Raw genomic sequence first — 23,836 nt, 5'->3', positions numbered from 1 at the left:
ATGGCTTATCAATCGCAAGACATTATTCGTCGTTCCGCGACTAACGGTTTCACGCCCGCGCCTCATGCGCGGGACCACCAGCAGGAAGTGGCGAAGCTTATCGACGTCACCACCTGTATCGGCTGTAAGGCCTGTCAGGTGGCGTGTTCCGAGTGGAACGATATCCGTGATGAAGTGGGACATAACGTCGGGGTGTACGATAACCCCGCCGATTTGACCGCGAAATCCTGGACGGTGATGCGTTTTTCGGAAGTGGAGCAGAACGACAAACTGGAATGGCTGATCCGCAAAGACGGCTGTATGCACTGCGCCGATCCGGGCTGCCTGAAGGCGTGTCCGGCTGAAGGGGCTATCATTCAGTATGCCAACGGCATCGTCGATTTTCAGTCCGAACAGTGTATTGGCTGCGGCTATTGCATCGCGGGCTGTCCGTTCGACGTACCGCGCATGAACCCGGAAGACAACCGCGTCTACAAATGTACGCTGTGCGTTGACCGCGTGAATGTCGGCCAGGAGCCGGCCTGCGTGAAAACCTGTCCGACTGGGGCCATCCACTTTGGCTCCAAAGAGGATATGAAAACGCTAGCGGGCGAGCGCGTGTCCGAGCTGAAAACCCGTGGTTATGACAACGCAGGTCTGTACGATCCGGCGGGTGTTGGCGGGACGCACGTGATGTATGTGCTGCACCATGCCGACAAGCCGAATCTGTATCACGGCCTGCCGGAGAACCCGGAGATCAGCGCGACCGTGAAGTTCTGGAAAGGTATCTGGAAACCGCTGGCCGCCGTTGGCTTTGCAGCGACGTTTGCCGCCAGTATCTTCCACTACGTCGGCGTCGGTCCTAACCGTGCGGATGATGAAGAAGACAATCTTCATGAGGAAAAAGACACGCCTCGTGACGATCGTGAGGAGGAGCGCAAATGAGGAAACGTGACACCATCGTGCGCTACACCGCGCCGGAACGTATCAACCACTGGGTCACCGCTTTCTGCTTCATGCTGGCGGCGATAAGCGGACTGGGATTTTTCTTCCCGTCGTTCAACTGGCTGATGCAAATCTTGGGCACCCCGCAGCTGGCGCGAATTCTGCACCCGTTTGTGGGCGTGATTATGTTTGCGTCGTTCATCATCATGTTTTTCCGTTACTGGCACCATAACCTAATCAATCGGGATGATATCTTTTGGGCGAAGAATATTCGTAAGATCATCGTCAACGAGGAAGTGGGTGACACCGGGCGTTATAACTTCGGCCAGAAATGCGTATTCTGGGCGGCGATTATTTTCCTGGTTCTGCTGCTGGTGAGCGGTGTGATCATCTGGCGTCCGTATTTTGCGCCTGCTTTCTCAATCCCGGTGATCCGATTTGCGCTGATGCTGCATTCATTTGCCGCAGTCGCGTTAATTGTGGTTATCATGGTGCATATTTACGCGGCCCTTTGGGTCAAAGGCACCATTACCGCGATGGTGGAAGGATGGGTTACCAGCGCATGGGCGAAGAAACATCACCCGCGCTGGTACCGTGAAGTCCGCCGGAAACAGGAAAAGTCATCTGAATGAGCATTCGCATAATCCCGCAAGATGAGCTGGGTTCGAGCGAGAAACGCACGGCGGATTACATTCCGCCGTTGTTATTCCCCAGACTCAAGAACCTCTACAACCGCCGCGCAGAGCGTCTGCGCGAGTTGGCAGAGAACAATCCGCTTGGCGATTTCTTGCGCTTCGCTGCGCTTATCGCCCATGCGCAGGAAGTGGTGCTGTATGACCACCCGCTGCAAATCGACCTGACCGCGCGCATCAAAGAAGCGAACGATCAGGGCAAGCCGCCGCTAGATATCCACGTTTTGCCGCGCGATAAGCACTGGCACACGCTGCTGCAATCACTGATTGCTGAGCTGAAGCCAGAGATGAGCGGTCCGGCACTGGCGGTTATCGAGAATCTGGAAAAAGCCTCTGCGCTTGAACTGGAAGAGATGGCGAGCGCGCTGTTTGCTGCCGATTTTGCGTTAGTTAGCAGTGATAAAGCACCGTTTATTTGGGCTGCGCTGTCGCTCTACTGGGCGCAAATGGCCAGCCTGATTCCGGGCAAAGCGCGCGCTGAGTACGGTGAAGCCCGCCAGTTCTGCCCAGTCTGTGGCTCAATGCCCGTCACCAGCATGGTGCAAATCGGTACGACGCAAGGCTTGCGCTATTTGCACTGCAACCTGTGTGAAACCGAGTGGCATGTGGTGCGCATTAAATGCAGCAACTGCGAGCAGACCCGCGATCTGAACTACTGGTCGCTGGAAAACGAAAACGCTGCCGTAAAAGCCGAAAGTTGCGGTGATTGCGGGACGTACCTGAAGATTCTTTATCAGGAAAAAGACCCGAAAGTCGAGGCCGTCGCAGACGATCTCGCCACGCTGGTACTGGACGCGCACATGGAGCAAGAGGGCTTTGCCCGTAGCTCTATCAACCCGTTCCTGTTCCCGGGTGAAGGGGAGTAATTTCCTACTTTAGTGAGTGCCGGGCGGCATACGTTGCTCGGCACTAAAGTTTATCGGGTGAAACCACGCCTGCAATCCCAGTAAAGCCTTTGGTATTTCGTGAAATTAACGCGCAATTTCTGCTCTGGGTAGTAACCAAAATGATGGCATCGGGAAGTTCATCCCATGTATCTCTCGGAGCGACACGCTTCTTCCAGCAATCTCTCGCGACACATCAATAATTTCAAAAGCGTCCATCACTGCCGCACTTTTAACTTTGTGACCGTGTTTACGCGCCCCCACAATGACTTCTATCCAGATTTAGAACAGCGGTCTTCGATTCTGCGAGTCGCTTTCCATTATCTAATCCCTACCTAAATCCTCTATTTTCATCTGTAAAAAATCGCGCTATAAGACTGTATATCCGCACAGTAAAAAGGACAAATTCATGGCACTGGAAAAGGGTATTGATAAGCTGGTTCAGGATTTCATTGCAGCCGGGCGACCTTCGTCTCGAAACCAGAATATTGATGATCGGCGAGCAGGATACGTTGCCAGCAGAGTGCTATCCGGAAAAACGGAGACACGGGTAAAAGTGGAAACGTTCGATTTGGAAGGCATAACTTTCCGCGTATTTTCACCACTCAATGCATCAGAAACTCTACCCGCGGTAATCTACTACCACGGTGGCTGTTTTATCAGCGGGGGTTTTGATACCCATGATAATCAGCTCCGCCAACTGGCGTTTTACAGTCACTGTCGGGTCATTGCGGTTCAGTACAGGCTGGCCCCCGAACATGTCTTCCCCGCTGCGCATGACGACGCGGAGAAAGGCGCTAATCTGGTCTGGCAATACGCCGAATTGTTTGGTGCGGATAAACAGCGTCTCACACTTTGCGGAGACAGTGCTGGAGGCCATCTGGCGTTGGTGACGTCATTGCGGCTTAAAGCTGCAGAAACATGGCAACCCGCGCAACTTATTCTTATTTATCCTATGCTTGATGCCACGGCACTGTGTGAGAGTTATACCCGCAATGGCGTGGATTATGTCATCACCCGCGATACGCTGCAGAGCGGCTATGAAATGTATCTGCCGAATGGTGAACGCCAACATCCAGAAGCCAGTCCGATATGGCGCGATGATTTTAGCGGTCTACCGCCTGTACATATTATTACGGCTGAGTTTGATCCACTGTGCGATGAGGGCGAGGCTCTCTATGAGCGCCTGACAGAGCAAAGCGTGGTGTGCACTGCTCAGCGGTGGCAGGGCGTGATTCACGGATTCTTTCAACTGGGCGGCATAAGCCAGTCTGCACGCGATGTTATGAAAGATATCGCATGGCGAGTTGGGACAGCCCGGTAATGCACCAGGCTGGCTTGAGGCTACTCTTCCTCGTTCCCGCCCTCTTCAAAGGCACCATACGGTTTCGCAGGCAGGACGATATAGGTTCCCTCGAACACAGCTCCCGACGTCTCGTCGCCAAACAATTCTACCTGCATCTGCACGCGGGCTTTACGTCCACGTGCCAGACGGTCCAGATCGCCGCTCAGACAGCCTAAATCGGCAATCGCGCTTGGTTTACCGCTGATGGGCCTGCTGTAACGGATATGCGCATCGGCAAGAATAATGGTGCCGCCAAGGTGGCGTTCGCGCAGCATCAGCCAGATCAACCCCCAGCCCGTCAGCGTCGCCAGCGAGAACAGACTCCCGGCAAACAGCGTGTGGTGCGGGTTTTGATTGCCGATTTCCGGCATGGTGGTAATGAATTTCTGCCCGGTATATTGCTGGATGCGTACGCCCATTTTCTCGCTGAGCGGAATGTGCTGATACCAGGCCTGCTGCAGCTGACCGCACCAGTCACCGCGATGCAAAATGTCATCGAGGGAGGCGATCGGTTTGATCATCAGGAAATGCCGTATCGGCGTGGTTTGTGGCGCGGTGATTTCGCCTTCGTTGACGAATCCGAGCTTAGAGAAAAACTCAACCGCATCTTCGCGGGCACTACAGGTGACGCGCTTTACACCCTCCTGACGGGCAACGGACTCCAGCGTCATCGCCATCAGCGTGCCCAGCCCTTTGTCCTGCACGGAGGGATGAACCGCCATAAAGCGGATGGAGGCTTCATAGTCGGCATTGATGTATAAGCGGCCGACCGCAACCAGATTCCCCTCTTCATCCACCACCATCTGATGGTGCGCCATTGCATCCCAGGCATCACGCTCTGAGCCTTTCGGCTGATGCAACGGTTTGCGCAGCATTTCCCAACGGAAATGGTAGTAAACCTCTAACTCTTCTTCTGTTTGCGGTACGCGTAGATGATACATAGCGGTACTCTCTCTTGTTACCCGCGGCCAGGCCGCCAGCTGGCTCATACCTGCAGCCAGAAGGTGACGGGGCCATCGTTCACCAGCGAGACCTGCATATCTGCAGCGAATCGTCCGGTTTGCGTGTTCATTTCTTGTTGGCGACAACGCTCAACAAAGTAGTCGTACAACGCCTCAGCACGATCGGGCGCAGCCCCTTTCGAAAATCCTGGGCGCATGCCACGGTCGGTATCGGCCGCCAGCGTAAATTGAGACACCACCAGCACGCTGCCACCGGCCTGCTGGACGTTGAGATTCATCTTGCCGTCTGCATCGCTGAAAATGCGATAGCCGAGCACTCGCTCGCACAAGCGATTGGCCTTTTGCTCGTCGTCATCCTTTTCGACACCTAACAACACCAAAAGTCCTGGGCCAATTTCACCCGTCACCTCGTCCTCCACGGTGACGCTGGCACGGTTTACGCGCTGAATCAATGCAATCATGGTTGGTCTGCTTCTTCTTGTTCTGCGGCTAATTTGAGTTTGCGGTATTCCCCGAGAGTGACAGTTATTTCCGCCCCAAGCAAGACGATGCACCAGGTCCAGTAGACCCAGACGAACAGAATCGGCACGACAGCCAGCACGCCATAAATCAGCTGATAGGAAGGGAATGTGGTGATGTAAAGTGCGAAGCCTTTTTTTCCCAATTCGAAGAGAATGGCCGCAACCAGGGCACCGACAATGGCATCACGATTAGGGACACGAAGGGTCGGCACAATGCTGTAAAGGAGCCAAAAGGCGAGCCACGACAAAATCAGCGGAAAGATCCGCAGCACGTTATCAATCACCGTGTTCAGCTCGCTGGCCCAGCGTAGAGACAGCAGATAAGAACTGATGGCCAGACTTGCCCCCGCCAGCAGCGGGCCGAGGGTCAAAATCATCCAGTAGACGGCGAAAGAGTAAACTTTTGGCCGCACTTTTTTGCTGCGCCAGATGGTATTGAGTGCACTATCAATGGCATACATCAGCAGCAGCGCCGTGACGATCAGCCCGCAGGCGCCGACCGCCGTCATCTTGCTGGAGTTGGCGACAAACTGTTCGATGTAGCGCTGGATGACGTCGCCCGTTGCCGGCATAAAGTTAGCAAAGACAAAATGTCGCAGTTGGACGCTGACTTCCGAAAACATCGGAAATGCAGCGAACAGCGCAAAAATCACCGCCACCAGCGGCACCAACGAAAGCAACGACACATAAGCGAGATTGCCCGCCAGCGTGGTCATGTTGTCCTCATCAATGCGCTGCCAGAGCAGTTTTATCCATGCCCGAAACGGACGGGTGTGATGTGAAGCTTTTTGATGAACGTTTTTTAACATACCTGCTTCGCAAAATAATTCGGTATCGTCTCTTTCCCGGTCACCAAAATTGAGGTGATACCCAACTGGTTAGCACCCTCAATATTATCGGCGTTGTCGTCAAAAAAGACCGCATCGGCGGCGGAGAAACCTTCGGCCTGCAAGACGGCCTGGTAAATTCGCGCTTCCGGTTTACGCATGCCCATCTCCTGGGAAAGGTAAATTTTATCGGCTGCTGCGCAGATCTCCGGATATTCCTCCGGCCAGAAAGTGGTGTGAAGACGGTTGGTATTGGACAGGACTACCACGCGATGCCCATGCTCGCGCAGTTTGTGCATGATGTCGACAACATCCGGACGTATCGCCACAAAGACCGCCTGCCAGCCGTGGGAAAATTGCTCGTAGCTCAGCGGCAAAACCATTTCATGGCACATCGCTTCTGCGAAGGCCTCATCGCTGATTTCACCGCGCTCGTGCTGATGAAACGCCTCGCCCATTGCGAAGTTCTGTTTGAGCGTCGCCAGCGGCACGCGGCTGAAATCGCTCCATGCGCCCAGCACCCGATTGAAATCGATATCAACGATGACATTTCCTAAGTCAAAGATATAAAGCATGTTTATCTCCCTTTGCGCCGTGAAGAAATAACTGTAGCGGGAAAGATAAGCTTTGGCTATGCGTCAGGTTCAGCTTAGCGCATAGGAGGGGGTCTGAATGGGTGCCAATAAAAAAGCCGCTGAAACTCAGCGGCTTTTTTTGCCGGGTATCACTTTCGCTTAGCCCGGACTACGCATCCTTAAAAAGGAGTCGTATTAGTCTTTGCTGCCACGGCCCGCACGTTTACGGTCGTTCTCAGTCAGGTGACGTTTACGGATACGTACGGAGGTAGGAGTCACTTCTACCAGTTCGTCGTCATCGATAAATTCCAGAGCCTGCTCAAGAGACATTTTCAGTGCTGGAACCAGCGTGGTCGCTTCGTCAGTACCGGAAGCACGCATGTTGGTCAGTTTCTTACCGGTCAGGCAGTTTACAGTCAGGTCGTTAGAACGACTGTGAATACCGATGATCTGGCCTTCGTAAACTTCTGCACCGTGACCCAGGAACAGCTTACCGCGATCCTGCAGGCTGAACAGTGCGAACGCAACTGCTTTACCCTGGCCGTTAGAGATCAGCACGCCGTTCTGGCGCTGGCCGATTTCACCCGGTTTAACGTCATCGTAGTGGCTGAACGTGGAGTACAGCAGACCAGTACCAGACGTCATGGTCATGAACTCGGTACGGAAGCCGATCAGGCCACGTGCCGGGATCAGGTAATCCAGACGAATACGGCCTTTGCCGTCAGGGATCATGTCTTTGACATCGCCCTTACGCTCGCCCATTGCCTGCATCACAGAACCCTGGTGCTGTTCTTCGATGTCCAGCGTCACGTTCTCGAACGGCTCTTGCAAACGGCCGTCGATCATACGGTTGATAACTTTCGGACGGGACACAGCCAGTTCGAAGCCTTCACGACGCATGTTTTCGATAAGAACGGACAGGTGCAGCTCACCACGACCGGATACACGGAACGCGTCCGCATCTTCGGTTTCTTCAACACGCAGTGCCACGTTGTGCACCAGCTCTTTGTTCAGGCGGTCAAGAATCTGACGAGAGGTAACATATTTACCTTCTTTGCCACAGAACGGAGAGGTGTTGACGTTGAAGAACATGGTAACTGTTGGTTCATCAACAGACAGCGCTGGCAGCGCTTCGACATTTTGCGGATCGCAAAGGGTGTCGGAGATGTTCAGTTCGCCCAGACCGGTGATCGCGATGATATCGCCCGCTTCAGCTTCGGTGGATTCAATACGCTCCAGACCGAGGTGAGTCAGTACTTTACCGACTTTACCGTTACGTGTTTTACCTTCGCTGTCGATCAGAGTGATCTGCTGGTTAGGTTTCACACGGCCACGTTTGATACGACCGATGCCGATTACGCCAACGTAGTTGTTGTAATCCAGCTGGGAGATTTGCATCTGGAACGGACCGTCAAGATCAACGCTCGGTGCTTTAACGTGGTCAACGATAGCCTGGTACAGCGGGGTCATGTCTTCCGCCATATCAGTGTGTTCGTTGCCCGCGATACCCATCAATGCTGATGCATAGATGATTGGGAAGTCGAGTTGCTCGTCGCTTGCATCCAGGTTTACGAACAGGTCGAAGACCTGATCCACAACCCAGTCAGGACGCGCGCCAGGACGGTCAACTTTGTTGATAACCACGATTGGCTTCAAACCATGGGCAAATGCCTTTTTGGTTACGAAGCGCGTCTGCGGCATTGGGCCATCCATTGCGTCAACGACCAGCAGAACGGAGTCTACCATGGACATTACACGTTCAACTTCACCACCGAAGTCGGCGTGCCCTGGGGTATCAACGATGTTGATACGGTAGTCATTCCATTTGATAGCGGTGTTTTTAGCGAGGATGGTAATCCCACGCTCTTTCTCCAAATCGTTGGAGTCCATCACGCGTTCGGTGGCTTCCGCACGATCATTGCTGAACGTACCGGATTGCTGTAGCAGCTTGTCAACCAGGGTAGTTTTACCATGGTCAACGTGCGCGATGATGGCGATATTACGCAGATTTTCGATCACAACTTTGCCTCAGGCATTTAGAAATAGCGCGTTATTGTACACGGATTAATCGCAGGACTAAACAGGATCACAAACATCCTCCGCAAACAAGTATTGCAGAGTTGCTTTGTGATCGCTTTCACGCAGCGTAAAAAGTGCACTTTAACGGAAATCGCACCATTATGGTGCTCAATGTTCACATCGAAGCACTATAATGGTGCAATGTGACGTTCGTGGTGCAGGTCGTTTGCACTATGGTGTGCATGATAGCGCCTTTTGGGGGTAATTTGAAAGTTGGCACAGATTTCGCTTTATAAAAATACGGCAAAAAGATGGCGACAACGCCAGCCTTACACAGAATTGAAGACCTCGTTACCACGACGACAATGACCAATCCGGGAGAGTTAAGTATGTCCGCTGAACACGTTTTGACGATGCTGAACGAACATGAAGTGAAGTTTGTTGATCTGCGCTTCACCGATACCAAAGGCAAAGAACAGCACGTCACAATTCCTGCTCACCAGGTAAATGCCGAATTCTTCGAAGAAGGCAAAATGTTTGACGGCTCCTCTATCGGTGGCTGGAAAGGCATTAACGAATCCGACATGGTGCTGATGCCAGATTCAACGACTGCGCTCATTGACCCGTTCTACGAAGAGTCTACCCTGATTATCCGTTGCGACATTCTTGAGCCAGGCACGCTGCAGGGCTACGATCGCGACCCACGCTCCATCGCTAAACGCGCTGAAGAGTACCTGCGCTCTACTGGCATTGCAGACACCGTTCTGTTTGGGCCAGAGCCAGAATTCTTCCTGTTCGACGACATTCGTTTTGGTGCGTCCATTTCCGGTTCCCACGTGGCTATCGATGATATCGAAGGCGCATGGAACTCCTCCACCAAATACGAAGGCGGTAACAAAGGTCACCGTCCTGGCGTGAAAGGCGGTTACTTCCCGGTTCCTCCGGTCGATTCTTCACAGGACATCCGTTCTACCATGTGTCTGATCATGGAAGAGATGGGCCTGGTGGTTGAAGCTCACCACCACGAAGTGGCGACGGCGGGCCAGAACGAAATCGCAACCCGCTTTAACACCATGACCAAAAAAGCGGATGAAATTCAGATCTACAAATATGTGGTGCACAACGTTGCTCACCGCTTCGGTAAAACTGCGACCTTTATGCCAAAACCAATGTTTGGCGACAACGGTTCCGGTATGCACTGCCACATGTCCCTGTCCAAGAACGGCGTAAACCTGTTCTCTGGTGACAAATATGCGGGTCTGTCTGAGCAAGCGCTGTTCTACATCGGCGGTGTTATCAAGCACGCTAAAGCAATCAACGCCCTGGCAAACCCAACGACCAACTCCTACAAGCGTCTGGTCCCAGGTTATGAAGCCCCTGTTATGCTGGCTTACTCCGCGCGTAACCGTTCTGCGTCTATCCGTATCCCAGTGGTGGCATCTCCGAAAGCACGTCGTATCGAAGTGCGCTTCCCGGATCCAGCCGCTAACCCATACCTGTGCTTCGCAGCACTGCTGATGGCGGGTCTGGACGGCATTAAGAACAAGATCCATCCTGGCGAAGCCATGGATAAAAACCTGTATGACCTGCCGCCAGAAGAAGCGAAAGAGATCCCACAGGTTGCAGGCTCTCTGGAAGAAGCACTGAACGCGCTGGACGCCGACCGTGAGTTCCTGACGGCGGGTGGTGTGTTCACTGACGATGCAATCGATGCTTACATCGGCCTGCGTATCGAAGAGAACGACCGCGTACGCATGACTCCGCACCCGGTTGAGTTCGAGCTGTACTACAGCGTTTAAGTCAGCATTAAAGAAAACCCTATTCGGCGGATTTCTTGTCGCAGCAAGGCGGCAACTGAGTAAATCTCCGGGGCATAGACAGCTATGTGGCCGGGGTTAACGAAGGTTGCCAACGCAGTGGTGGCGAGAAAGACGCGAGAAGATTTTTGTTGCCGTGGAAACTTTCAGCCCATCTTCGGATGGGCTTTTTTCTCCACCAACAGACTGATCTGACGCGCTTTTCACGACGAAAAAGCTATACTGCACTAAATTAGTGCACCTACTCCAGGAGACTGCTGAATGGCAACTGGCGCGCTGCCCGATGCTGGGCAGATCCTCAATTCTTTAATCAACAGTATCTTACTTGTCGATGATGAGCTGGCGGTCCATTACGCCAACCCTGCGGCGCAGCAGTTGCTCGCCCAAAGCTCACGCAAATTATTCGGCACACCTTTACCGGAACTGTTGAGTTATTTTTCACTGAATATCGCGTTGATGCAGGAAAGTTTGGCTGCCGGTCAGGGGTTTACCGACAACGAAGTGACCCTGGTTATCGACGGACGCTCGCATATTCTCTCGTTAACGGCGCAACGCTTGCCGGACGGCCTGATTTTACTGGAAATGGCGCCGATGGATAATCTGCGTCGGCTCAGCCAGGAACAGCTTCAGCATGCACAGCAGATTGCTGCACGCGATCTGGTGAGAGGCCTTGCCCACGAAATCAAAAACCCATTAGGCGGTTTACGCGGTGCAGCACAGCTGTTGACCAAGGCGCTGCCAGACCCTGCGCTGGCGGAATATACCAACGTCATCATTGAACAGGCCGACCGCCTGCGCAATCTGGTTGACCGTTTACTTGGGCCGCAGCAGCCGGGTATGCACGTAACGGAAAGTATTCATAAAGTGGCGGAGCGGGTCGTGAAGTTGGTGTCGATGGAGCTCCCACCTAACGTCAAACTGATTCGCGATTACGATCCGAGCCTGCCGGAATTACCGCACGATCCCGACCAGGTTGAGCAAGTTCTGCTGAACATCGTGCGCAATGCTCTTCAGGCGTTAGGCCCCGAAGGCGGCGAAATTGTTTTACGTACCCGCACGGCATTCCAGCTGACACTACACGGCGTGCGCTATCGCCTGGCGGCGAGAATCGACGTTGAAGACAACGGGCCGGGTATTCCATCGCACCTTCAAGATACGCTTTTCTACCCGATGGTGAGCGGCCGTGAAGGCGGCACCGGGCTTGGGTTGTCCATTGCCCGCAATTTGATCGATCAACACTCCGGCAAAATTGAATTTACCAGTTGGCCGGGTCATACCGAGTTTTCGGTTTACCTGCCAATAAAAAAATAAGGTGACGACGATGCAACGAGGGATAGTCTGGGTAGTCGATGATGATAGTTCCATTCGCTGGGTGCTCGAACGCGCGCTTACCGGAGCAGGATTAAACTGCACCACCTTTGAAAGCGGTAGCGAAGTGCTTGACGCGCTCATCACCAAAACCCCGGACGTGCTGCTTTCTGATATTCGCATGCCGGGAATGGACGGGCTTGCGTTACTGAAGCAAATCAAGCAGCGCCACCCGATGTTGCCGGTCATCATAATGACCGCACATTCCGATCTGGATGCGGCCGTGAGCGCGTACCAGCAGGGTGCATTTGATTATTTACCCAAGCCGTTTGATATCGACGAAGCGGTAGCGCTGGTTGAGCGCGCGATCAGTCATTATCAGGAACAGCAACAGCCGCGCAATGCGCCAGTGTTTGGGCCAACGACCGATATTATTGGCGAAGCGCCTGCCATGCAGGACGTGTTTCGCATCATTGGGCGTTTATCGCGCTCATCCATCAGCGTTTTGATTAATGGTGAGTCCGGGACCGGTAAAGAGCTGGTTGCCCACGCCCTGCACCGCCACAGTCCGCGTGCGAAAGCGCCGTTTATCGCGCTGAATATGGCGGCGATTCCAAAAGACTTGATCGAGTCGGAACTGTTTGGTCACGAGAAAGGGGCCTTTACCGGTGCGAACACCGTTCGTCAGGGGCGCTTTGAGCAAGCCGATGGCGGGACGCTGTTCCTTGATGAAATCGGTGATATGCCGATGGATGTGCAGACTCGTCTGTTGCGCGTACTGGCCGATGGTCAGTTCTATCGCGTCGGCGGTTATGCGCCGGTGAAAGTGGACGTGCGTATTATCGCCGCGACGCACCAGAACCTGGAGCAACGCGTTCAGGAAGGCAAATTCCGTGAGGATTTGTTCCACCGCCTGAACGTTATCCGCGTTCATCTGCCGCCGCTGCGCGAGCGCCGTGAAGATATTCCCCGTCTGGCACGCCACTTTTTGCAGGTTGCTGCCCGCGAATTGGGTGTGGAAGCCAAACTCCTGCATCCGGAGACCGATGCTGCATTAACTCGTCTCGCCTGGCCCGGAAACGTGCGCCAGCTTGAAAACACCTGCCGCTGGCTCACCGTGATGGCTGCCGGTCAGGAAGTGTTGATCCAGGATTTACCGAGTGAGTTGTTTGAAGCGACAGCCCCAGAGAGCAGCAACGGGCAGTCATTGCCCGATAGCTGGGCAACGCTTCTGGCGCAATGGGCGGATCGCGCGCTGCGTTCCGGTCATCAAAATTTATTGTCAGAGGCACAGCCAGAGATGGAGCGTACGTTGCTGACGACCGCACTTCGCCACACTCAAGGGCACAAACAGGAAGCGGCTCGACTGCTAGGTTGGGGGCGAAATACCCTGACGCGTAAGCTGAAAGAGTTAGGAATGGAATAAGTAAAGTTCAAACCGGAGGCTTGTGCCTCCGGTTTATTGCTTAAATGACTCTTGAGAACTGCTGCAGTCGTGCCTTCTGGCGCAGATAGGCGTCAAAACACATGCAGATATTACGAATTAATAAGCGCCCTTTCGGCGTCACCTGAATCGCTTTATCCGTCACATCCACCAGCCCATCTTTCGCCAGCGGGGCGATCAGCTTCAAATCTTCGGCAAAATAATCAGAAAAGTTAAGATCCCATTGCGCTTCTACTGGCTCAAAATCGAGGCGGAAATTACAGATAAGCGCCTTAATAACGTCGCGGCGAATACAATCGTCACGCGTTAAAGCAATCCCGCGCCACAGCGCGTTCCCGATGTCATCCACCTGCTGATAATACTGCTTCAGCTCTTTCTGGTTTTGCGCATAGCAGTCGCCGATCATACTGATGGCGGATACGCCCATGCCCAGTAAATCGCTGTCGCCCTGAGTGGTGTAGCCCTGGAAATTACGATGCAGCACGCCTTCGCGTTGGGCGATGGCCAGCTCATCATCCGGGCGGGCAAAGTGATCCATACCGATAAACTGATAGCCAGTTTCCGTCAATGACGTGATGGTTTCTTGCAGGATATCGAGCTTCTGCTGCGCAGACGGCAGGTCAGCATCTTTGATTTTACGTTGCGCCGCAAACAGCGTTGGCAGATGCGCATAGTTAAAGACACTCAGGCGATCGGGATTCAGCTCTGCCACACGTTTAAGGGTGAAGGCAAAGCTTTCAGGCGTCTGCTTCGGCAGGCCATAAATCAGGTCAATATTGGTTGAGGTAAAACCAATTTCGCGAGCATGGTTCAGGAGAGCAAAAATAAAATCTTCATCCTGCTCGCGGTTAACCAGACGCTGGACCTCTTTGTTGAAGTCCTGGACCCCCATACTCAGACGGTTGAAGCCTTCGGCGCGCAGGTGATCGACGACATCCAGTTCAATTTCACGCGGATCGACTTCAATAGAAATTTCGGCATCAGCATCGAACCGGAAGTTTGCCCGCAGCAGATCCATCAGGCGGCTGATTTGTGCTTTATTCAGATAGGTCGGCGTACCGCCGCCCCAGTGCAGCTGGCTAACGTGACGGCCAGCAAAAAGCGGTGCGCGGTGCAGAATTTCCTGCTCAAGGGCATCAAGATAGTGGTCGGCTTTATGCTGCTGGCGAGTCACGATCTTATTACAGCCGCAGAAATAGCAGAGCTTGTGGCAAAAAGGGATGTGAACATACAGCGAAAGCGGGCGCTCAGGATAACGCACCACGGCTTGCTGAAAATCAGCCTCACTGAACGTTTCGGCAAACTCCAGCGCAGTCGGATATGAGGTATAACGCGGCCCGGAATAGTTATATTTTTGGATCAGGGCCAGATCCCAGTCGATGCTCAGTACAGACATGTTCACTCCTTCCGATGGTGTCGCATTCGTATACGGCGGCCCGTTTTTACCCCATTGCGGGTCATCATTCGGGTGCGCAACAACCTCTGTCGCCGCGACAACCGCCGTAGTTTAACGAATAACCACACCAGATAACATATAACCGGAAGGGTTATAAGCAGGACGATAGAGCCTGCCGGGTGCAAATGTTAGTTTCCACCTTTCAGAAGACGCATCATGTCGTCTTGCTTCTCTTCTTCTTCGTCGTCTTCATCATCTTCATAAGAAAGACCGAGCTGCTGCATCAGTTCATCAATACGGTCTAGTTTGGCATCGACCCATTTCTGCTCATCAGCATTCAGTTTTTCGCCTGCTTCAAGGCGTTCCAGCAGCGCGTCCAGGCGCTCATCATTCTCCAGCATATCCAGCTCAGCCTGCGGTGAAAGCATAGGTTTCTCGCTCTTGGGTTTGTGCTGCTTGACGACTGGGGTGTCCGTCACGCCCAGTGGAATTGGCGTTTTACTGCCAATGCGTGGATCTTTCTGTTTGCTGTTTTGTGCAGCAGAACCTGATGCACTGCTACCATTCGCACGGCTCCCCGCAGAATGCCCACTGTGCTTTTTAACACGTTTGCGATCGCGTGCTTCCTGATTCAGTTCTTCACGTGTTTTGCGGTGCGCTTTTGTCGGGCGTTTCGCGCCCGCTGCAGAGGTCGGTTTTTTCATGATGTCTTATCTTTAAGCCGTTTTATTCAGTATAGAATTGCGGCGAAATCTAGCAGAAAGCAAGCAAAGAAAAAAGGCGACAGAGCAATCTGTCGCCTTTTTTCCTGACTCACCACCCTAAACGGGTTTTACAATCCCTGTTCGCCAACAACTAACCCTGTTTATCCTTTAGCGCAATCATCCGTGATACGGTTCCATTTCCCTTTTAAACGCCTCCTGGCGTGTCGTCCTTGTAATCCTGAGTCTTCGCCTCCTGGCGCTCCTGACCCTCATCCTTAAGTCATAATCCTGATGGCATCCTCGCCGTGGGTGCTACTTTACCTTTTTCAGTTCTTCTGACAAGTAACGAAAGTGTACAAAAAAGGATTTTAGGAAAAATACTTAAAAACAACTCTTTGATTTTAAATGGATTGGTTATTTTAAAGCCTGGCATTAGTCTGAAATGTCCCATAGATATCATGGCGGATATCTCACAATGGAGAAGGTGTTAACGTACGCCGCATTCGCGAAGGGAAAGCCTTTTGCCTGCATTCAGGTATAATCCCTTTCAGAATAAGAATTTTGGAGACAAGTACGTGACTAACTGGAACTATCAACAGACGAATTTTGTCACCAGTGCGCCTGATATTCGCCACTTACCCCCTGATACCGGGATTGAAGTGGCGTTTGCGGGCCGTTCTAATGCAGGGAAATCCAGCGCCCTCAATACGCTGACTAATCAGAGAAGCCTGGCGCGTACCTCAAAAACCCCAGGGCGTACTCAGCTTATTAACTTGTTTGAAGTGGCTGAAGGCAAGCGACTGGTTGATTTACCCGGCTACGGCTATGCGGAAGTTCCAGAAGAGGTAAAACTCAAATGGCAAAAAGCCCTGGGTGAATATCTTGAAAAACGCCAGTGCCTGAAAGGTCTGGTTGTGCTGATGGATATCCGCCACCCGCTGAAAGATCTCGATCAGCAGATGATCCACTGGGCGGTAGCGAGTGAAATCCCAGTTCTAGTGCTATTGACCAAATCCGACAAGCTGGCCAGCGGAGCGCGTAAAGCGCAGCTCAAGATGGTGCGTGAAGCCGCACTGGCATTCAACGGTGACGTGCAAATTGAGACGTTTTCATCGCTGAAAAAGCAAGGCGTCGATGTTTTACGTCAAAAGCTAGACAGTTGGTATAACGGGCTGGAACCCGCTGTAGAAGCGGAAGAGTGATAAGAAGCGCGGCGATGTCCGCGCTTTTTTTTTGCCGAAAATTTTCTTTGCCGCAATAAAAAACGCCCCAGTCATTACTGACTGGGGCGGCTAAAATATTCAGCCAAATCCGATTACGTGAAGTAAAAGGTCTGAAAGATAGAACATCTTACCTCTGTACCCTACGCGAATAACTCTACTCTTTTTTTATCGCTGGACAAAGCATTTTTTGTAGTTTTTTTTCACTCTTTACATAGGTAAATCTAATGAATGTCACATAATGCACACTGTTATGTTGCTTACTTACATAAAAAGCGCATTACGCATCGAATCATTAGTGAGCCAAGTCCCAGTTTTCACCGCTTCCTACTTCCACCAGCAACGGCACATCTAATGTCATGCTGCCTTCCATCAGTTCATGGATCTTTTTAGAAACGGCTTCCAGATCTTCATGATGAACTTCGAACACCAGTTCATCGTGTACCTGCATGATCATGCGCACGCGCGGTTTGTCTTTTTCAAGCCAAGCATCCACTGCAATCATTGCACGTTTGATGATGTCGGCTGCCGTGCCCTGCATCGGTGCGTTGATCGCCGCTCGCTCTGCTCCAGCTCGACGAGCTGCATTGCTTGACGTGATGTCAGGGAGATAAAGGCGACGGCCGTCCAGCGTTTCGACATAACCTTTTTCCTTCGCCTGCGCGCGCGTGCGTTCCATGTATTCCAGAACGCCTGGATAACGCTCAAAGTAGAGGTCCATGTATTTTTGCGACTCTTTGCGCGGAATATTTAGCTGGCGAGAAAGGCCAAACGCGCTCATGCCGTAAATCAGACCAAAATTGATCGCTTTCGCACTACGGCGCTGATCGTTGGTCACGCTATCCAGTGGCAAACCAAAAACTTCTGCTGCAGTCGCGCGATGGATATCTTTGCCTTCGGCAAATGCGGTCAGTAAGCCTTTATCCCGCGACAAATGCGCCATGATGCGCAGTTCAATTTGCGAGTAGTCGGCAGATACAATCAGATAATCTTTCGGCGCGATAAATGCCTGACGGATTCTGCGCCCCTCTTCATTACGAACCGGGATGTTCTGCAGGTTTGGCTCAGTAGAGGACAAACGCCCTGTCGCCGCAACCGCCTGATGATAAGAGGTGTGAACGCGACTGGTTTTTGGGTTAATCATCAACGGAAGCTTATCGGTATAAGTCGATTTAAGCTTGGCGAGACCACGGTATTGCAGAATCACTTTAGGTAATGGGTAATCGAGTGCCAGCTCCTCCAGTACCTCTTCAGACGTTGATGGTGCACCACCAGGCGTTTTCTTCAGCGGCTTGATACCTTGCTTTTCAAACAAGATAGTCTGCAACTGCTTGGTGGAGGACAGGTTGAACGGCTCTCCGGCAATCTCATGGGCTTTTTGCTCAAGCTCACTCAATCGTAGGGCAAGCTCCTCAGAATGTTTGTGCAACACCGCCGGATCGATTTTGACGCCATTGCGCTCAATGCGCGAAATAACGGGCACCAGCGGCATTTCAATATGTTCGAATACATTCAGCGGGCCTTCCTGCTTTTGCAGTTTTGGCCACATTTTCAGATGCAGTTGCAGCGTGACGTCGGCGTCTTCCGCCGCGTAACGGCCCGCTTCTTCGAGCGCGATCTGATTAAACGTCAGTTGATTCTTCCCTTTACCGGCGATCTCTTCAAAGGTGACGGTTTTATGCTTAAGCCAGCGATCTGAAAGCGAATCCATATCATGGCGGCCCGCGACACTGTTCAGAATGTACGATTCCAGCATGGTGTCATAGGCAATACCGCGCAGCTCAACGCCGTAATTTTGCAAAATGCCGCGGTCAAACTTGAGGTTTTGCCCAACTTTTTTGGCTTTCTCATCCTCGAGGAGCGGTTTCATTAATTCCAGTACGCGCTCACGGGAGATCTGATTAGGGGCATCAAGATAGTCATGCGCGACAGGAACGTAAGCCGCCATGCCAGGCTCCGTCGCAAATGACAGACCCACCATATTGGCAGAGATGTTATCAAGGCTGTCGGTTTCGGTATCAAAAGCAAAAACGGGCGCTTTTTTCAGTTTTTCTATCCAGGCAATGAGCTGAGACTCTTCAAGCACCACTTCATAGTTATCATAAGAGAGCGTCGTCGCCTCTTCTTCTACTTCGTCTTCAGCATTGACGACAATGGTGTCTTTTGGCTTCGCGGCAGGTTTACTGCCCTTAGCTTGCATCCATTTGCCGGCTTCGACATCGGTTATCCAGCGCTTGAATTCATATTGCTTAAACAGGCCAAGCAGCTCTTCAGCAATAGGTTGCTGCACCTCAAGCTGTTCACAGGTCAGTTCCAGTTCAACGTCGGTTTTGATGGTCGCCAGTTTGTAGGAGAGGTAGGCCACCTCTTTGTTCTGTTCCAGCTTCGCGGCTATGGTTTTCGCGCCACGGAATGTTAAGCCAGCGATTTTATCTGATTCAGCATACAGGGTGTCCAGCCCACCTAACCCTTGAAGCAGCGCTTGCGCAGTTTTTTCGCCTACACCCGGCACGCCTGGGATGTTATCTGAGGAGTCACCCATCAAGGCCAGGAAATCGATAATCAGTTCTGGAGGCACGCCATATTTGGTGGCGACTTCATCTGGCCCAAGAATGGTATTTGTCATGGTATTGATTAGGGTGATACCAGGGGTGACGAGTTGAGCCATGTCTTTATCACCCGTGCTGATTAGCACCGGACGGCCTAACTTTTCAGCTTCACGCGCCAGCGTGCCAATGACGTCATCAGCTTCAACGCCAGAAACGGCCAGCAACGGCAAGCCCATTGCTTTCACCATGGCATGCAGAGGCTCAATTTGCGCACGCAAATCGTCCGGCATAGGGGGACGATGGGATTTGTAATGCTCGAACAGTTCATCGCGGAACGTTTTGCCCTTCGCGTCAAAAACGACCGCGGCATGCGATGGCTGATACTGAAGGATGAGGCTGCGCAGCATGTTCAGCACGCCGTACATCGCGCCGGTCGGCAACCCCGCGCTATTGGTCAGAGGAGGAAACGCATGATACGCCCGATAAAGGTAAGAAGAGCCATCGACGAGAATAAGAGGGTTTTCTGGGATCTGAACCATAGTGTACGTGCCTTTAATTAATTTATGGTTCAAGGATGCCACAGACGGATGAAAACATCAGTTTTTAGCGCCGTGTCCAGGAAAAGATTTCGCGATCCTGAGGATCACTCGCAAATTAAAACTGTGGATAACTTTGTGAATACTTTCATGACATATGAATAATCATGTCATTCTAAATATCAATTTTAATAATTTATGCTTTATGATCAACCGACTATGAAAGGATTCTACCTGTATATTTCCGGTTGCTGATTATTTACTCTATGTGGATATTCCCTGCGCCAAAATTGTTTCGGGTGAAAACTCTGTTGCAAAATCAATTCCACATAATCGCAGAATGAAAGCATATTCGACGCCAGGTTTACTGATAAAATCAGCGCCCTGCGTTAACGGTACCCTCGTTGATTATCAGTTAACCACCTTCAAAAACCCATCATGTCGAGATTTCTCGCTGCATTCACCTTAAAGCTGAGTTCTGGTCACTCTCTTTCGCTCTGTGCCCATTATTCTCGCCGGCGTGATCAAATTATTGCTTCCGGTTCCAGTCGTTTGGCGCACAGTTTCGACATTCTGTAATTTCATGATGCATTGCTGGTGCGAAGGGTTAGCGTTGTAGAGGTGAATGAAGAGTTACACGGCGATTACATTAGCGATAAGCATTTCAAGCGTCGATTCCAGAGTTGGCTAAACACGCTATGGAATGATAAAGATGAGCTGATAAACAGGATTAAATTGCCAAACAAAAACGCCGGCTGTTAGCCGGCGTTTTCTTTTATTTCTTCTCAACCAGATATTTTACGGTGTCAGCATATTGCTGCACGAAAATGTCCATGCTGCTTGTATCCATGCCTTGCGGGTTTACTTGATATTTGCCATTAACGAACATGGCTGGAACACCCTGCAGCTGAAGATCTGCGGCAGCTTTTTCCTGTTGGGCGACCAGGGATTTCACTACAAAGCTATTCCATGCAGCGTCGTAATCTTCGCCTTTCACACCGGCATCAACAAAGACTTTGCGAATATCAGCCGTCGTCTGAACGGTTTGGGTTTTCTGTACGGCTTCAAACATTGGCGCGGTAACTTGATCTTCCACACCTAACGCCAGTGCAACAGCCCAAGCCTGGGTCAAATCTTTGCCCAATGGACCCAAGAATTCGACATGATATTTGGTCATTTTGGTGCCTTCAGGCAACTTTTTCTTCACGTTATCAGAAACGTGCAGCACTTCCTCAAACTGATAGCAATGGGGGCAATAGAAAGAGAAAAACTCCAGTACCTGAGGCTCACCGGCAACCGGTTTCTCAAGGGTATTGAACTGCTTGCCATCGCTGAATTGAGCAGCGGATGCGCTAAATGCCAGAATCATACCTGCCAGCGCCAGCCATATTTTTTTCATAATCAACTTTCTCCTGATATTTCCGATTAATACATTGGCGTTAATTGCAGTGGAGGTTCATTAAGAACCTTAACCTGCTCAATAAATGTGGTTGTCTGGCTGCGCCAGTAATCTTCCCCGGTCAGCCACGGGAAGTTTTTAGGAAACGCGGGATCGTCCCAACGCCTGATTAACCATGCGAGATAATATACAAAACGCATGGCGCGTAAAGGTTCAATCAGAGCGATTTCATCTGAATTGAAGGGGCTAAATTCTTCATATGCTTCAATAATGGTTTCAAGCTGCATGCGCTGTTCCGCTTTATCACCATTCAGCAGCATCCAGAGATCCTGAACCGCGGGTCCCATTCTGGCATCGTCGAGATCGACAAACAGAGGACCATCTCGCCATAGGATATTACCGGCATGACAATCCCCATGAAGGCGCAACGTTTCTGCCTGACCATCCCAGTGCATCGCAACCGCGTTAATCAGTGCATCGGTCGCTTTAAGGAAGTTCGCTTTCAGGGCCTTGGGGATCAGCGTGGCGGTTTCGAAAACCTGGCGGGGTTCTGTTAAATATTCCTGAATACCGATCGCAGGACGGGCGTTAAAGGTTTTTTTTCGGCCAGTCTGATGAATTCGACCCAGATAGCGAGCAACCCACTCCATTTGATCGATGTTATCGGACTCAAACTGACGGCCGCCCAGGCTTGGGAAAACAGCATAAAAAAAGCCTTTATGCGTCAGTAACGTTTGGTTATCAAATTGGATCGGCGCGGCTACAGGAATCTCATCATTTACGAGATCCAGAGCAAACTGATGCTCTTCCTGAATTTGCTCAGCAGACCACCGTTGAGGCCGATAAAACTTAACGACAAAACGCTGGCGGTCTTCATCCTGGAATTGATAGACGCGGTTTTCATAGCTGTTAAGAGGTGTTAACCCGGAGTCTACGCGGATACCCTGTTCGAACAGGGCATCCATAATGGTATCCGGGTGTAATGTCTGGAAAGTAAAAGACTTGTCGTTCATCCGATCATCCGGAAATTATACGAATGATTCAGGATATCATTTCACAGAGATTTCGGTGGCGCCTCTTACAAGGTTTTACTCTTTAATTACGCCGCGGGCGCGTAGAAGTGCGGTTTTAAAATCTTCTTCGTAATCTTTCTTTATCCCCGGAATCGCAGCATCTTTTGCGGAATCGCGCATTTTGAGGTGATAGATCAGAATGTCATCAGAAAGGTCGGTCAGTTCGCCGTCATAACCTGACTCTTTCGCCAGTTTCTGTAAAAATTGGATTAGATTCAGTTCCGGCTCTTTTTGCCAGGCTGGCTGGAGGAGTTCAATAACTTCATTCAGACGTTTACATTTCATTGCGATGCTCCTTTCGTTTATGGGAATACGTTATCAGGGTCAATCCCACAATAAAAGAGGCGATATTTGTGAATCAATGCAAGGAAGTACTCGCCGTGGTTCTGGCAGGTGGAAGAGCGACGCGAATGGGGGGAAGAGATAAGGGCTTACAAGAGCTAAATGGAAAGCCTTTATGGAAGCATGTGGCCGATACGCTTCGTAAGCAAGTCGATGCCATCGCGATTAGTGCTAACCGGCATATCGATATTTACCAGCAAAGTGGCTATCCCGTCTATCAAGACAGTCTGGACGATTATCCGGGGCCTTTAGCCGGTATGCTCAGCGTTATGCAGCAGTCTGAGCGTGAATGGTTTCTCTTTTGTCCCTGCGATACTCCTTTTATTCCAGCTTGTCTTGCTGAGCGTCTGGTGAGCAATCGGAATAATGCCCCTGTCGTCTGGGTACATGATGGCGAGCGAGATCATCCTACTATTGCATTGATTAACCGAAAGTTAATTGCAGAATTAAAAACGTACCTAGTATCCGGAGAACGTCGAGTGATGATGTTCATGCGTCAATCCGGCGGTCATTCAGTCGATTTTAGCGATCAAAAATCTGCTTTTATTAACGTGAATACACCTGAAGATCTGCGAAATATACAGGGGATTGTATGAAACCCGTTTTAGCCATCGCCGCATGGAGTGGCACAGGCAAAACATCGCTTCTAAAAAAACTCATTCCTGCGCTTTACGAGCGAGGTATTCGTACTGGAGTAATAAAGCATACCCATCACAATATGGATATCGATAAACCGGGTAAGGACAGTTACGAATTGCGTCGCGCTGGAGCCGCACAAACCATGGTTACCAGTACGCAGCGATGGGCACTAATGACTGAGACACCTGAGAACGACACACTCGATCTCAATTATCTTGTGAGTCGCATGGATCATTCCGCTTTGGATCTGGTATTAGTTGAGGGATTTAAGCATGAACCAGTGACTAAGATTCTATTATTCAGGAAAGGTACCGGGCATGGGGTCGATGAGTTAATGTTAAATGAGGATGTGATTGCCGTTGCCAGTGATGTTTTGCTGACTTTACAGGTGCCCGTATTAGATCTCAATAACACGGATGAGATTGCTGATTTTATTCAGGAGTGGCTACTGAAGCAGTAAACATCTGGACTTCTTATCAGCCTGGCTTATTTTCTGAGCATTATCACCAAAAACACAAGCAAAAAACCCCGGGCCTTGCGGACCGGGGTTCTTCTTTATTGATGCCTGGCAGTTCCCTACTCTCACATGGGGAGACCCCACACTACCATCGGCGCTACGGCGTTTCACTTCTGAGTTCGGCATGGGGTCAGGTGGGACCA

The 23,836-nt window shown here is 51.3% G+C and carries 22 protein-coding genes, 1 rRNA gene and 1 pseudogene; 11 read left to right on the top strand and 13 right to left on the bottom strand.

Translation table 11 applies throughout. The annotated features are described in order from the left end of the window. The 4 genes from fdxH to AC07RN_RS19825 all read left to right on the top strand — a co-directional run bounded on the left by fdxH (position 1) and on the right by AC07RN_RS19825 (position 3,824). The gene (fdxH, locus tag AC07RN_RS19840) at positions 1 to 924 is read left to right on the top strand and encodes a formate dehydrogenase subunit beta (protein ID WP_478337123.1); all 924 of its coding nucleotides are present in this window, start codon (positions 1 to 3) and stop codon (positions 922 to 924) included. Beyond that, positions 921 to 1,556: a formate dehydrogenase cytochrome b556 subunit gene (fdoI, locus tag AC07RN_RS19835; protein WP_015961046.1), complete on the top strand. Its 636-nt coding sequence runs from the start codon at positions 921 to 923 to the stop codon at positions 1,554 to 1,556. Before fdxH ends, fdoI begins: the two co-directional genes overlap by 4 nt. Continuing rightward, positions 1,553 to 2,482 (top strand): formate dehydrogenase accessory protein FdhE, encoded by a 930-nt coding sequence (fdhE, locus tag AC07RN_RS19830; protein WP_015961047.1) that lies wholly within the window; start codon positions 1,553 to 1,555, stop codon positions 2,480 to 2,482. Before fdoI ends, fdhE begins: the two co-directional genes overlap by 4 nt. 427 nt (positions 2,483 to 2,909) lie before the next feature. Further along, a complete protein-coding gene (locus AC07RN_RS19825) occupies positions 2,910 to 3,824 on the top strand; it encodes an alpha/beta hydrolase (RefSeq protein WP_478337122.1) in 915 nt (304 codons plus the stop codon). Between the two features lie 20 nt (positions 3,825 to 3,844). Here AC07RN_RS19825 and fabY read toward each other — a convergent pair whose 3' ends face one another. The 5 genes from fabY to typA form a co-directional block, all read right to left on the bottom strand. Then, positions 3,845 to 4,786, bottom strand: coding sequence for a fatty acid biosynthesis protein FabY (gene fabY, locus AC07RN_RS19820; RefSeq protein WP_041689564.1), 942 nt, complete (start codon positions 4,784 to 4,786; stop codon positions 3,845 to 3,847). A 44-nt stretch (positions 4,787 to 4,830) separates the two neighbouring features. Next, positions 4,831 to 5,268 carry a D-aminoacyl-tRNA deacylase gene (gene dtd / locus AC07RN_RS19815; protein ID WP_478337121.1) on the bottom strand — a complete coding sequence of 146 codons (438 nt, stop codon included), beginning with the start codon at positions 5,266 to 5,268 and terminating at the stop codon, positions 4,831 to 4,833. Next, a complete protein-coding gene (locus AC07RN_RS19810; RefSeq protein ID WP_478337120.1) occupies positions 5,265 to 6,137 on the bottom strand; it encodes a virulence factor BrkB family protein in 873 nt (290 codons plus the stop codon). The genes dtd and AC07RN_RS19810 overlap by 4 nt, the downstream gene beginning before the upstream one ends. Beyond that, entirely contained in the window at positions 6,131 to 6,730 is a 600-nt protein-coding gene (gene yihX / locus AC07RN_RS19805; RefSeq protein WP_478337119.1) for a glucose-1-phosphatase, read from the bottom strand. The genes AC07RN_RS19810 and yihX overlap by 7 nt, the downstream gene beginning before the upstream one ends. Before the next feature lie 195 nt (positions 6,731 to 6,925). Further along, positions 6,926 to 8,749, bottom strand: coding sequence for a ribosome-dependent GTPase TypA (gene typA / locus AC07RN_RS19800; RefSeq protein ID WP_015961053.1), 1,824 nt, complete (start codon positions 8,747 to 8,749; stop codon positions 6,926 to 6,928). A gap of 389 nt (positions 8,750 to 9,138) precedes the next feature. On the opposite strand from typA, the gene glnA reads away from it, so the two are divergent. The 3 genes from glnA (at position 9,139) to glnG (ending at position 13,300) form a co-directional block, all read left to right on the top strand. Beyond that, the gene (gene glnA, locus AC07RN_RS19795) at positions 9,139 to 10,548 is read left to right on the top strand and encodes a glutamate--ammonia ligase (RefSeq protein ID WP_015961054.1); all 1,410 of its coding nucleotides are present in this window, start codon (positions 9,139 to 9,141) and stop codon (positions 10,546 to 10,548) included. 279 nt (positions 10,549 to 10,827) lie between these two features. Next, positions 10,828 to 11,877 carry a nitrogen regulation protein NR(II) gene (glnL, locus tag AC07RN_RS19790; RefSeq protein ID WP_015961055.1) on the top strand — a complete coding sequence of 350 codons (1,050 nt, stop codon included), beginning with the start codon at positions 10,828 to 10,830 and terminating at the stop codon, positions 11,875 to 11,877. A 10-nt stretch (positions 11,878 to 11,887) separates the two neighbouring features. Then, positions 11,888 to 13,300, top strand: a complete 1,413-nt coding sequence (gene glnG, locus AC07RN_RS19785) for a nitrogen regulation protein NR(I) (RefSeq protein ID WP_015961056.1) — start codon at positions 11,888 to 11,890, stop codon at positions 13,298 to 13,300. Positions 13,301 to 13,340: 40 nt separating this feature from the next. Here glnG and hemN read toward each other — a convergent pair whose 3' ends face one another. Both hemN and yihI read right to left on the bottom strand, forming a co-directional pair. Continuing rightward, positions 13,341 to 14,714, bottom strand: coding sequence for an oxygen-independent coproporphyrinogen III oxidase (hemN, locus tag AC07RN_RS19780; RefSeq protein WP_478337118.1), 1,374 nt, complete (start codon positions 14,712 to 14,714; stop codon positions 13,341 to 13,343). Positions 14,715 to 14,902: 188 nt separating this feature from the next. After that, positions 14,903 to 15,418 carry a Der GTPase-activating protein YihI gene (gene yihI / locus AC07RN_RS19775; protein WP_478337117.1) on the bottom strand — a complete coding sequence of 172 codons (516 nt, stop codon included), beginning with the start codon at positions 15,416 to 15,418 and terminating at the stop codon, positions 14,903 to 14,905. Positions 15,419 to 15,993: 575 nt separating this feature from the next. On the opposite strand from yihI, the gene yihA reads away from it, so the two are divergent. Next, on the top strand, positions 15,994 to 16,620 hold the full coding sequence (gene yihA, locus AC07RN_RS19770; RefSeq protein ID WP_015961059.1) for a ribosome biogenesis GTP-binding protein YihA/YsxC: 627 nt from the start codon (positions 15,994 to 15,996) through the stop codon (positions 16,618 to 16,620). Between the two features lie 99 nt (positions 16,621 to 16,719). Here the strand turns inward: yihA and spfP are convergent, their stop codons facing one another. Further along, complete coding sequence (gene spfP / locus AC07RN_RS19765; protein ID WP_071892919.1) at positions 16,720 to 16,767, bottom strand: small protein SpfP; 48 nt, start codon at positions 16,765 to 16,767, stop codon at positions 16,720 to 16,722. A 166-nt stretch (positions 16,768 to 16,933) separates the two neighbouring features. Continuing rightward, positions 16,934 to 19,726: a DNA polymerase I gene (gene polA, locus AC07RN_RS19760; protein WP_478337116.1), complete on the bottom strand. Its 2,793-nt coding sequence runs from the start codon at positions 19,724 to 19,726 to the stop codon at positions 16,934 to 16,936. Positions 19,727 to 20,161: 435 nt separating this feature from the next. On the opposite strand from polA, the pseudogene AC07RN_RS19755 reads away from it, so the two are divergent. After that, positions 20,162 to 20,339, top strand: a pseudogene (locus AC07RN_RS19755) (acyltransferase); the annotation flags it as partial. Between the two features lie 159 nt (positions 20,340 to 20,498). Here the strand turns inward: AC07RN_RS19755 and dsbA are convergent. The 3 genes from dsbA to AC07RN_RS19740 form a co-directional block, all read right to left on the bottom strand. Further along, entirely contained in the window at positions 20,499 to 21,122 is a 624-nt protein-coding gene (gene dsbA / locus AC07RN_RS19750; protein WP_015961061.1) for a thiol:disulfide interchange protein DsbA, read from the bottom strand. A 26-nt stretch (positions 21,123 to 21,148) separates the two neighbouring features. Next, a complete protein-coding gene (locus AC07RN_RS19745; RefSeq protein ID WP_015961062.1) occupies positions 21,149 to 22,135 on the bottom strand; it encodes a serine/threonine protein kinase in 987 nt (328 codons plus the stop codon). A 75-nt stretch (positions 22,136 to 22,210) separates the two neighbouring features. Further along, positions 22,211 to 22,480, bottom strand: coding sequence for a YihD family protein (locus AC07RN_RS19740; RefSeq protein ID WP_059180536.1), 270 nt, complete (start codon positions 22,478 to 22,480; stop codon positions 22,211 to 22,213). A gap of 68 nt (positions 22,481 to 22,548) precedes the next feature. Between AC07RN_RS19740 and mobA the strand changes: the two genes are divergently transcribed. Together mobA and mobB are read left to right on the top strand one after the other, a co-directional pair. Beyond that, positions 22,549 to 23,133 (top strand): molybdenum cofactor guanylyltransferase MobA, encoded by a 585-nt coding sequence (gene mobA, locus AC07RN_RS19735; protein WP_478337115.1) that lies wholly within the window; start codon positions 22,549 to 22,551, stop codon positions 23,131 to 23,133. Continuing rightward, positions 23,130 to 23,636, top strand: coding sequence for a molybdopterin-guanine dinucleotide biosynthesis protein MobB (gene mobB, locus AC07RN_RS19730; RefSeq protein ID WP_478337114.1), 507 nt, complete (start codon positions 23,130 to 23,132; stop codon positions 23,634 to 23,636). Before mobA ends, mobB begins: the two co-directional genes overlap by 4 nt. Positions 23,637 to 23,739: 103 nt before the next feature. On the opposite strand, the gene rrf is transcribed toward mobB, so the two are convergent. After that, a 5S ribosomal RNA gene (gene rrf, locus AC07RN_RS19725) occupies positions 23,740 to 23,836 on the bottom strand; the annotation flags it as partial.

This window comes from Lelliottia sp. GFLA7 (genome assembly GCF_056490165.1).
Note: the sequence above shows the minus strand (reverse complement) of the source record. Positions and strands in the feature narration are given on the sequence as shown.